Source organism: Planktothrix tepida PCC 9214, from assembly GCF_900009145.1.
Classification (GTDB): domain Bacteria; phylum Cyanobacteriota; class Cyanobacteriia; order Cyanobacteriales; family Microcoleaceae; genus Planktothrix; species Planktothrix tepida.
Genome location: NZ_LN889841.1, coordinates 1 through 528, shown reverse-complemented (window position 1 = coordinate 528; position 528 = coordinate 1). Strand labels below are relative to the sequence as shown.

General features: G+C 45.6%; 1 protein-coding gene. It reads right to left on the bottom strand.

Going from position 1 to position 528, the window contains the following annotated elements:
* Positions 1-528 (bottom strand): hypothetical protein (locus PL9214_RS31795; RefSeq protein ID WP_186440512.1); only part of this gene is annotated, 528 nt, incomplete at both ends.

Here is a 528-nt window from a genome sequence, read left to right as displayed (position 1 = left end):
GAAAGCCGAGGTAACGTTAAAACTTTTTCCAAATATTCCAGATACAGCAGTTGTCGAGGCGTAAATTCTAAACGCTGTTGCAACACATCCAGCAACGCGATTTCCAGTTCATCTAACTCTAAACTCCGCAATCGCAACACTTTAGAAGCCACTTGTAAGAATTCCTCTGTTGGCTCATCAATTTCTACTAAATCTCGGCTGTAAAATTGCAGCATTTCACTCCCCAAGTTCAGCACAATCAACCCAGAAGTTCCTGTGCCTTCCACTCTTCCCCAATATCCATTCCAGCGCTGGTCAGAGGGAGCAAAGGTTAAGTTCGGGTCAATGTTGACAATGGCAAAGTCCCCCGATACAAACAAGCGGGGGTCATCGAGACTGGCTTCTTCAGCCAGCAGTAGGGCAGCTTCTTTGGGAGTCCGAGCAGCACCGGTGGCAATTAAATCTAAGATTTGTTTTTGTTGTTTTCGAGGCAGTTTCAGTAAGGAATAAGCCGCTTGAATACTGACGGTGTTGAGAATTGAACGCCAA